Source organism: Streptomyces sp. NPDC127114 (assembly GCF_042677525.1).
Classification (GTDB): Bacteria; Actinomycetota; Actinomycetes; order Streptomycetales; family Streptomycetaceae; genus Streptomyces.
The window spans coordinates 188,640-196,650 of sequence record NZ_JBHXTJ010000005.1 but is presented as its reverse complement, the minus strand read 5'-3'; the positions used below and the strand labels follow the sequence as shown (position 1 = coordinate 196,650).

At 72.1% G+C, this 8,011-nt stretch carries 6 protein-coding genes; 2 read left to right on the top strand and 4 right to left on the bottom strand.

Features of this window, described 5'->3' with window-relative positions; all coding sequences use genetic code 11:
• Positions 1–125: 125 nt before the first annotated feature.
• A complete protein-coding gene (locus ACFVGS_RS07770) occupies positions 126–1,934 on the bottom strand; it encodes a PQQ-binding-like beta-propeller repeat protein (RefSeq protein WP_384415907.1) in 1,809 nt (602 codons plus the stop codon).
• Between the two features lie 134 nt (positions 1,935–2,068).
• Positions 2,069–3,874, bottom strand: coding sequence for an ABC-F family ATP-binding cassette domain-containing protein (locus ACFVGS_RS07765; protein ID WP_384415904.1), 1,806 nt, complete (start codon positions 3,872–3,874; stop codon positions 2,069–2,071).
• Positions 3,875–4,021: 147 nt separating this feature from the next.
• On the opposite strand from ACFVGS_RS07765, the gene ACFVGS_RS07760 reads away from it, so the two are divergent.
• The gene (locus tag ACFVGS_RS07760) at positions 4,022–4,630 is read left to right on the top strand and encodes a Uma2 family endonuclease (protein WP_384415929.1); all 609 of its coding nucleotides are present in this window, start codon (positions 4,022–4,024) and stop codon (positions 4,628–4,630) included.
• Here ACFVGS_RS07760 and ACFVGS_RS07755 read toward each other — a convergent pair.
• Positions 4,608–5,900 carry an acyltransferase gene (locus ACFVGS_RS07755; protein WP_385691420.1) on the bottom strand — a complete coding sequence of 431 codons (1,293 nt, stop codon included), beginning with the start codon at positions 5,898–5,900 and terminating at the stop codon, positions 4,608–4,610. The two genes, ACFVGS_RS07760 and ACFVGS_RS07755, sit on opposite strands and share 23 nt — an antisense overlap.
• 230 nt (positions 5,901–6,130) lie before the next feature.
• On the opposite strand from ACFVGS_RS07755, the gene ACFVGS_RS07750 reads away from it, so the two are divergent.
• Positions 6,131–7,102: a hypothetical protein gene (locus tag ACFVGS_RS07750; RefSeq protein WP_384415898.1), complete on the top strand. Its 972-nt coding sequence runs from the start codon at positions 6,131–6,133 to the stop codon at positions 7,100–7,102.
• Here the strand turns inward: ACFVGS_RS07750 and ACFVGS_RS07745 are convergent, their stop codons facing one another.
• Positions 7,103–8,011: a 4-(cytidine 5'-diphospho)-2-C-methyl-D-erythritol kinase gene (locus ACFVGS_RS07745; protein WP_384415896.1), complete on the bottom strand. Its 909-nt coding sequence runs from the start codon at positions 8,009–8,011 to the stop codon at positions 7,103–7,105. It abuts the gene before it with no gap.

Here is an 8,011-nt window from a genome sequence, read left to right as displayed (position 1 = left end):
CCTCGTCATCCACACTATTTTTGTTGCGCTCGTTTTTTTGTTTATACGTGCCGTGTTGAACGGGGGGGGGCCCGTCGGGGCGGGCCGCGCCGGCGCCCACCCCGCGCGGGCCGTCACGGAGGGGGTCACTTGCCGTACGCCATCATCGTCTTGGTCTCCTTCTCCGCCTTGTCGTTGGAGGCGGAGACCCGGCCGGCCGCGATCACGAACGAGCCGTTGGAGTACGCGTACCCGGCGTCGTAGAAGGAGCTCTCCAGCGACGAGACCGCGGCCTGGTGCTGGAGCAGCGTCTTCGGCGCGCCGCCCGTCGGGGCGAGGGTCGCGACCGCGCCGCCCGCGTCGTAGCGCGGCTCGACGTAGAGCAGCACCTCGGAGCCCTCCATGCCCAGCGGCGTCATGGTCTGCTCGCCGGGCGCCTTGGAACGCCACTTGGGCTTGCCGGTGTTCAGGTCGAAGGCGATGACCTCGTTGGGCGTGCCGTACTCGGTGTCGGTCGCCATGTAGAAGGTGTTCTGGTCGGCGGCGACGCCGGTGCAGCCCTGGAGGTTCTTGCCGAAGATGACGAAGGTGCCGCCGCAGCGCGGGGCGAACTTGTCCTTGCCGCCCTGGATCTGCGAGCGCTCCTTGCCGTCGGCGGTGAGCGAGAAGATCGCCCACTTCTTCTGCTCGCGCTGGGTGGCGGAGACGACCAGCGGGTCGACGGAGTAGACCTTGTCGACCTCCCACGTCGCCTGGAGCTTGAAGCTCCACTTGGCCTTGCCCGTGTTCGGGTCGACCTCGCTGATCTCGTGCTGCTCCTTGCTCACGTCGCCCGACGGGCACTTGGAGGCGGCGATCAGCTTGCTGCCGCCCGCGTACGCGTACGGCTTGCAGCCGCTGGTGGGGCCGGTGAAGAGCTGCTTGCCGTCGGTGAGCGAGAAGCCGTAGGCGGAGCTGGAGCCCGAGGCGGTCACCGTGTTGCCGCCGATGGCGAGGGTGTTGTCGGAGAAGGCGAAGAGGCCGGTCGGCTTGGGGATGGACTTCTTCCAGCCCGCCTTGCCGGTGTTGAGGTCGACCTGCTGCATCTCCAGGCACTTGGCGCGGTCGCCCGCGCTGTCCTTGTAGCCGAAGACCATGAGGCCGTTCGCGGACGGCTGCGGCGGGGCGGCGCACAGCTCGTTGGGCACGTCGATGTGCCACTTGGGGGAGCCGTCGGCGAGGCTGTAGCCGTCGATGCCCTTGTACATGGCCTTGACGACGGTGTCGCCGACGATCCACGGGCCGTAGACGTCGGCGCCGTTGCGCGGCAGGTCGACGTCGTTCTTCAGCAGCCAGCTGATCTTCGCCTCGCCGTCCTTGCGGCCGGCGTTGAGGTCCTCGGGGCCGCCGTTCTCGCCGTCGCCGGAGCCGTCGCCCTTGTCGACGGACTGGGTCGGCTTCGGGCCGGTGGTGGCGGAGTTGGTCGGCTGGGCGACCGGCTCCTTCTCGTCGTCGCCGCCGACCACGAACCAGGTGCCGAGGCCGATGACGAGGGCCGCGGCGACGGCCGCGCCGACGACCAGACCCGGCTTGCCCTTGAACGGGTTCCTGCCGCCGCCCCCGGGGGCCGGCGGCATCGGGGCCGTCGGGTAGGCGCCGTAGGGGCCGGGCTGCTGCTGCCCGTAGGGGCCCGGCTGCTGCGGATAGCCGTACGGGCCGGGCTGCTGCGGGGCCTGCTGCGGGTACCCGTACGGGCCCGGCTGCTGCGGGGCCTGCTGCGGGTAGCCGTACGGGCCGGGCTGCGCGGGCGGCGCCTGCTGCGGCGACGGCGGAGCGGCCGGAGGCGCCTGCGGCGGTACGGGCGGAGCCGGCGGGGCCTGCGGAGGCATCGGCGGCACCGGCGGGACGTTGGCCCCCGGGTTCGGGTCCGGCGCGCCGAAGCCTCCCGGCGGCTGGTTGCTGGGCGGCTGGGTCATCAGCGCTTCCCCCTTGATGTGAGCGGGTTTTCTTTCTACCACTCACGCGATGGCGCAAAAGTGACCGGTCCGTCCCTTGTTCCCAAGGGAGGACCGGCCCGTGATGCCTCCGTTACGCGTCCTCTACGACTTCTCTACGCGTCCTCGGCGAGCTCCAGCCACCGCATCTCCAACTCCTCGCGCTCACCTGCGAGTTCCCGGAGCTCGGCGTCCAGTTTGGCCACCTTCTCGAAGTCCGTGGCGTTTTCGGCGATCTGGGCGTGCAGCTTCCTCTCCTTGTCGGAGATCTTGTCGAGCTGTCGCTCGACCTTCTGCAGCTCCTTCTTCGCGGCGCGCGCGTCGGCGGCCGACAGGCCCGGCTTCTGCTGTGCGGCGGGCGCGGCGGGCGCCGGTGCGGCGGCCTCGATCATCTTCTGCCGCCGCTCCAGGTACTCGTCGATGCCGCGCGGCAGCATCCGCAGCGTCTGGTCGCCGAGCAGCGCGAAGGTGCGGTCGGTGGTGCGCTCGATGAAGAACCGGTCGTGGGAGATGACGATCATCGAGCCGGGCCAGCCGTCGAGCAGGTCCTCCAGCTGGGTCAGGGTCTCGATGTCGAGGTCGTTGGTGGGCTCGTCGAGGAAGAGGACGTTGGGCTCGTCCATGAGCAGCCGCAGCAGCTGCAGCCGCCGCCGCTCGCCACCCGACAGGTCACCGACGGGCGTCCACTGCTTCTCCTTGCCGAAGCCGAACTGCTCGCACAGCTGACCGGCGGTCATCTCGCGGCCCTTGCCCAGGTCGACCCGGTCGCGGATCTGCTGCACGGCCTCCAGGACCCGCAGCTGGGCGGGGAGTTCGGTGACGTCCTGCGAGAGGTAGGCGAGGCGCACGGTCTTGCCGACGACCACGCGGCCGGCGGCGGGCTGGATGTCGCCCTCGGTGACGGCGGCGTCCGCGAGCGCCCGGAGGAGCGAGGTCTTGCCGGCGCCGTTGACGCCGACCAGGCCGATGCGGTCGCCGGGGCCGAGCTGCCAGGTGAGGTGCTTGAGCAGCGTCTTCGGCCCGGCGGTGACGGTCACGTCCTCCAGGTCGAACACGGTCTTGCCGAGCCGGGCGTTGGCGAACTTCATCAGCTCGCTGGTGTCGCGGGGCGCGGGCACGTCCGCGATGAGCGCGTTGGCGGCCTCGATGCGGAAGCGCGGCTTCGACGTCCGGGCGGGCGCGCCGCGGCGCAGCCACGCCAGCTCCTTGCGGACCAGGTTCTGCCGCTTCGCCTCCTCGGTGGCGGCGATCCGCTCGCGTTCGGCGCGGGCGAAGACGTAGTCGGAGTAGCCGCCCTCGTACTCGTAGACGGAGCCGCGCTGCACGTCCCACATGCGGGTGCAGACCTGGTCGAGGAACCAGCGGTCGTGGGTGACGCAGACGAGCGCGGAGCGCCGGTTCTGCAGGTGCCCGGCGAGCCAGGCGATGCCCTCGACGTCGAGGTGGTTGGTGGGCTCGTCGAGAACGATCAGGTCCTGGTCCTCGATGAGCAGCTTGGCGAGCGCGATGCGCCGCCGCTCGCCGCCGGAGAGCGGACCGATGACGGTGTCGAGGCCCTTCTCGAAGCCCGGCAGGTCGAGCCCGCCGAAGAGCCCGGTGAGCACGTCGCGGATCTTGGCGCTGCCGGCCCACTCGTGGTCGGCCATGACGCCGATGACCTCGTGCCGGATGGTGGCCTTCGGGTCGAGCGAGTCGTGCTGCGTGAGCACCCCGAGCCGCAGCCCGCCGCTGTGCGTGACGCGCCCGGTGTCGGCCTCCTCCAGCCTGGCGAGCATCCGGATGAGAGTGGTCTTGCCGTCTCCGTTGCGCCCGACGACACCGATCCGGTCCCCTTCGGAGACGCCGAGCGAGACCCCGTCGAGCAGTGCACGGGTGCCGTACACCTTGCTGACGGACTCGACATTGACCAGGTTGACGGCCATTTCACTCCTGTGGCGGGGGATCGATCGACGTCCAGGGTAGACGGAGCCGCGAAACGTGCCGCGCTGTCACTCGTTGTGATGACGGGTTCGTGATCCTCGGGCTACCGTGGACGGGCAGGCCGAAGAATCCCGTGCATGGGAGGAACCATGACCGCCGAGCCGACGACCAGGCCGACCGCTGAGTCGGCTCCCGCATGGCCGGTGCCGCCTCGCGAGGGCTGGACGGTGGACGACCTGGACACCCTGCCCGGCCTCCCGCCGCACACCGAGTTGATCGACGGGAGCCTGGTCTTCGTGAGCCCGCAGCGCCGTTTCCACAACATCGTGATCCGACTGCTGACGAACGGACTGGCCTCCGCCGCTCCGGCGACGCACAGGGTCTACAACGAGATGACGGTGGTCATCGACCGCAGCAACGGCCCCGAGCCCGATGTCCTCGTCGTCCGCAGGGAAGCCGTCAAGGGCCTGCGGCAGACCTCTTATCCGGTCGCCGACGTCCTGCTGGCCGTCGAGGTCGTCTCCCCCGACTCCGAGTCCCGGGACCACGACACCAAGCCCCGCAAGTACGCGGCGGCGGGCATCGAGCACTTCTGGCTGGTCGAGATGGAGGGCGAGGACGATCACGCCGTCGTACGGGTCTACGAGCGCGACCCGGTCACCAAGACGTACACCTGCACGGGCGTCCACCGCGACCGGCTGAAGCTCTCGGTCCCCTTCGACATCGACATCGACCTCACCGAGATCGACGAAATGTAGTCCCTTCCACCAGCAGCCACCCCGCCACCGTCATCGCCACGGCCACGGGCGCCGACACGCGGACGGCGATCAGGGTGGCCGTGTGGCCCTCCAGGAGGCCGCCGAAGCCCGTCATCGACAGTCCGAGGACCCCCAGCAGGGCCAGTGTGATGCCGAGGGCCGCGAGCGGTCCGCCCGCGGCGGTCGCCGGGCCGGGCGGGACCGGGAACTCGAAGCGGCGGAACACGGCGACCAGCAGCGCGGTCAGCAGCGCCGCCGCCGCGAGCCGCAGCGGGACCTGCGCCCACCACGACGCCGTCGCCGGCTCGGGCAGCCGGACACCGAGGGCGAGCAGCGCCCCGTACACGCCGAGCATCGCCGTCAGGTGCCACAGGAACGCGGTCATCGCGATCCCGTTCGCGGCCACGACCCCGCGCCACACCCGCGCCCGCGCCGTGAACCGGGCGCCCGGGCCCTTCAGGAGCTCGACCGCCCCCACCAGCCACAGGCCGTGGCAGAGCAGGGCCAGCGTCGGCGGGGCCATGTTGGAGACCTTCTCGCCCGGCATGCCCACCATGGACAGCGGATACGGCCCGAACGCGACGAGCGCGGCGGCGCCGAGCAGACCCGCGCCCGCGAGCAGCGCCGGGCGGCGGATCATCCCGTCCGCGCGCAGGAAGCCGAGCTGGTGGACCGCCAGCCAGACGAGCGCGAAGTTCAGGAACTCCACGTACGGCACGCCCGCCGCGAACCGCAGCACGTCCACCGCCACCGCGCCCGCCGCGAGCCCGGCGAAGGCGCCCCAGCCGTACCGCCCGTGGAGCCTCAGGAGCGGCGGCGTGAAGGCGACCATCGCGAGGTAGATGCCGATGAACCACAGCGGCTGGGTGACGAGCCGCAGCGCCACCCCGGTCAGTCCGCCGTCCGCGCCCAGCAGTTGCAGCACCAGCGCCAGCGCGCCCCACACCCCGACGAACACCATCGTCGGCCGCAGCAGCCGCTGCAGCCGGGCCCGCAGGAACTCCGCGTACCGCGGGCGCGAGCGGTGGGCGAGGGCATGCGAGAAGCCGCCGACGAAGAAGAAGACCGGCATCACCTGGAGCGCCCAGGTGAGGACCTGCAGCCCCGGGACGACCGCGAGCAGGTTGCCGACCTGCCCGTCGGGCGTGACGGCGGCCATCAGCCAGTGGCCGAGGACGACGACGGCGAGCGAGGCGACCCGCAGCAGGTCGACGTAGCGGTCACGGGTCGCCGGGGTCGCGGCAGCGAGGTCACGCGCACTGAATCCCATACGGGCACGGTGCCGGTCCGGGCCGGGGCTCCGTCAGCGCTCGGATACTCAACTCGCCCGTGAGTACGGGCGGGCGTGGGTACGGCGCGCATGGGTGCGGATGGTGGGCCGTGGTCCGCCGCGCGGGCGACCCCGCGGCCCGGTCTCCCGGGCGGTCGGGCCGGCGGTCCGTCATGTTCGTCTGCAGTCGCATCGCACCCCACGGGGTGACCCCCCACAAGGAGAGACCCATGCGCCGCACCACCCGCCTCGCCGCCGTCGCCGCGGCAGGCGCCGCGCTCAGCGTGCTCGCCGCCGGACCCGCGTCCGCCGGCGACCCGACCGTCACGGACCCGCACGTCGTCGCCCACTTCGACTTCGCCGCCGGTCAGCAGGCGGAGAACATCGCCCTCGAACCCGACGGCTCGGCCGACATCACCTGGGCCTTCGCCCACCAGGTCGCCCGCGTCGCCAAGGACGGCACGACGGAGGTCATCGCCACCCTCCCGGACGTGCCGGGCGGATCGACGCCCGTCGGCGGACCCGCCGCCACCGGCATCGCCCGCGCCAAGGACGGCACGCTGTACGTCAACTACGTCACCAACACCGCCGAGACCGGCGTCTGGCGCATCGCGCCCGGCGGCGAGCCGGAGCAGATCGGCTTCTTCCCCACGAACGCGTTCCCGAACGGGCTCGCCCTCGACGAGGAGTGCGGCACCCTCTACACCCCCGACACGAGTCTCGGCGTGGTGTGGAGCCTGCCGGTGACCGGCGGCGAGCCCACGGCCTGGGCGACCGGGGCCGAGCTCCAGCCCACCGCGGAGATCCCCTTCGGGGCCAACGGCGTCAAGGTCCACAACGGTGCCGTCTGGGTGACCAACACGGCGAAGGGAACGCTGCTGCGCATCCCCGTCGGCCCCGAGCCCGACCGGGCCGCCGGCCCCATCGAGACGAGGGCGACGGGGCTCACGTACATCGACGACTTCGCCTTCACCGGGCACGGCGACACGGTCCTCGCCGCGCTCATCGCGGACCACAAGGTGGAGCTCATCCGCCCCGACGGCACCCACAAGACCGTGCTCACCAAGGCGGACGGGCTGGACGGCCCGACCTCCGTCGCGGTGCAGGCCAAGAAGGTCTACGTGAACAGCGCGGCCTTCCTCACCCAGACGGACCCGGACCCGAACCTGCTCCTGGCCACGATCTCCAAGAACAAGCTGTAGTCAGCCCAGCAGGGTCGCCCCGGCCGCCGGGGAGGTCGCCACACGGGCCGTCCGGCAGGTTCCGGAGGCGATCAGCGCGGCGGCGACCGACTCGGCGGACTCGGCGTCCTTCACCAGGAAGGCGGTGGTCGGACCCGAGCCGGAGACCAGGCCGGCCAGCGCGCCCGCGTCCGTGCCCGCCGCCAGCGTCGCGGCCAGCGAGGGCCGCAGCGACAGGGCGGCCGGCTGGAGGTCGTTGGCGAGGGCGCCCGCGAGCGCGGCGGCGTCGCCCGCCCGCAGGGCGTCCAGGAGCGCCGGCGAGGCGACCGGTTCGGGCACGGCCACGCCCTCGTTGAGGCGGTCGAACTCGCCGTACACCGCGGGCGTCGACAGACCGCCGTCGGCGACCGCGAACACCCAGTGGAAGGCGCCGCCGACGGGCAGCGCGGTCAGCCGCTCGCCCCGGCCGACGCCGAGGGCGGCGCCGCCGACCAGGCTGAAGGGCACGTCGCTGCCCAGCTCGGCGCAGATCTCCAGGAGTTCGTCGCGCGAGGAGTCCAGGCCCCACAGCGCGTCGCAGGCGAGCAGCGCGCCCGCGCCGTCGGCGCTGCCGCCGGCCATGCCGCCGGCGACGGGGATGTCCTTGGCGATGTGCAGGTGCACGTCGGGCGCGATGCCGTGCCGGGCGGCCAGCAGTTCGGCGGCCCGCGCGGCCAGGTTGGTGCGGTCGAGCGGCACCTTGTCGGCGTCGGGCCCCTCGCAGGTGACCGTCAGCGTCGCGGCGGGCGTGGCGGTGACCTCGTCGTACAGGGACACGGCGAGGAAGACGTTCGCCAGGTCGTGGAAGCCGTCGGGGCGGGCGCCGCCGACCGCGAGCTGGACGTTGACCTTGGCCGGCACCCGCACGGTCACACCCGCAGCGGCGTTCAC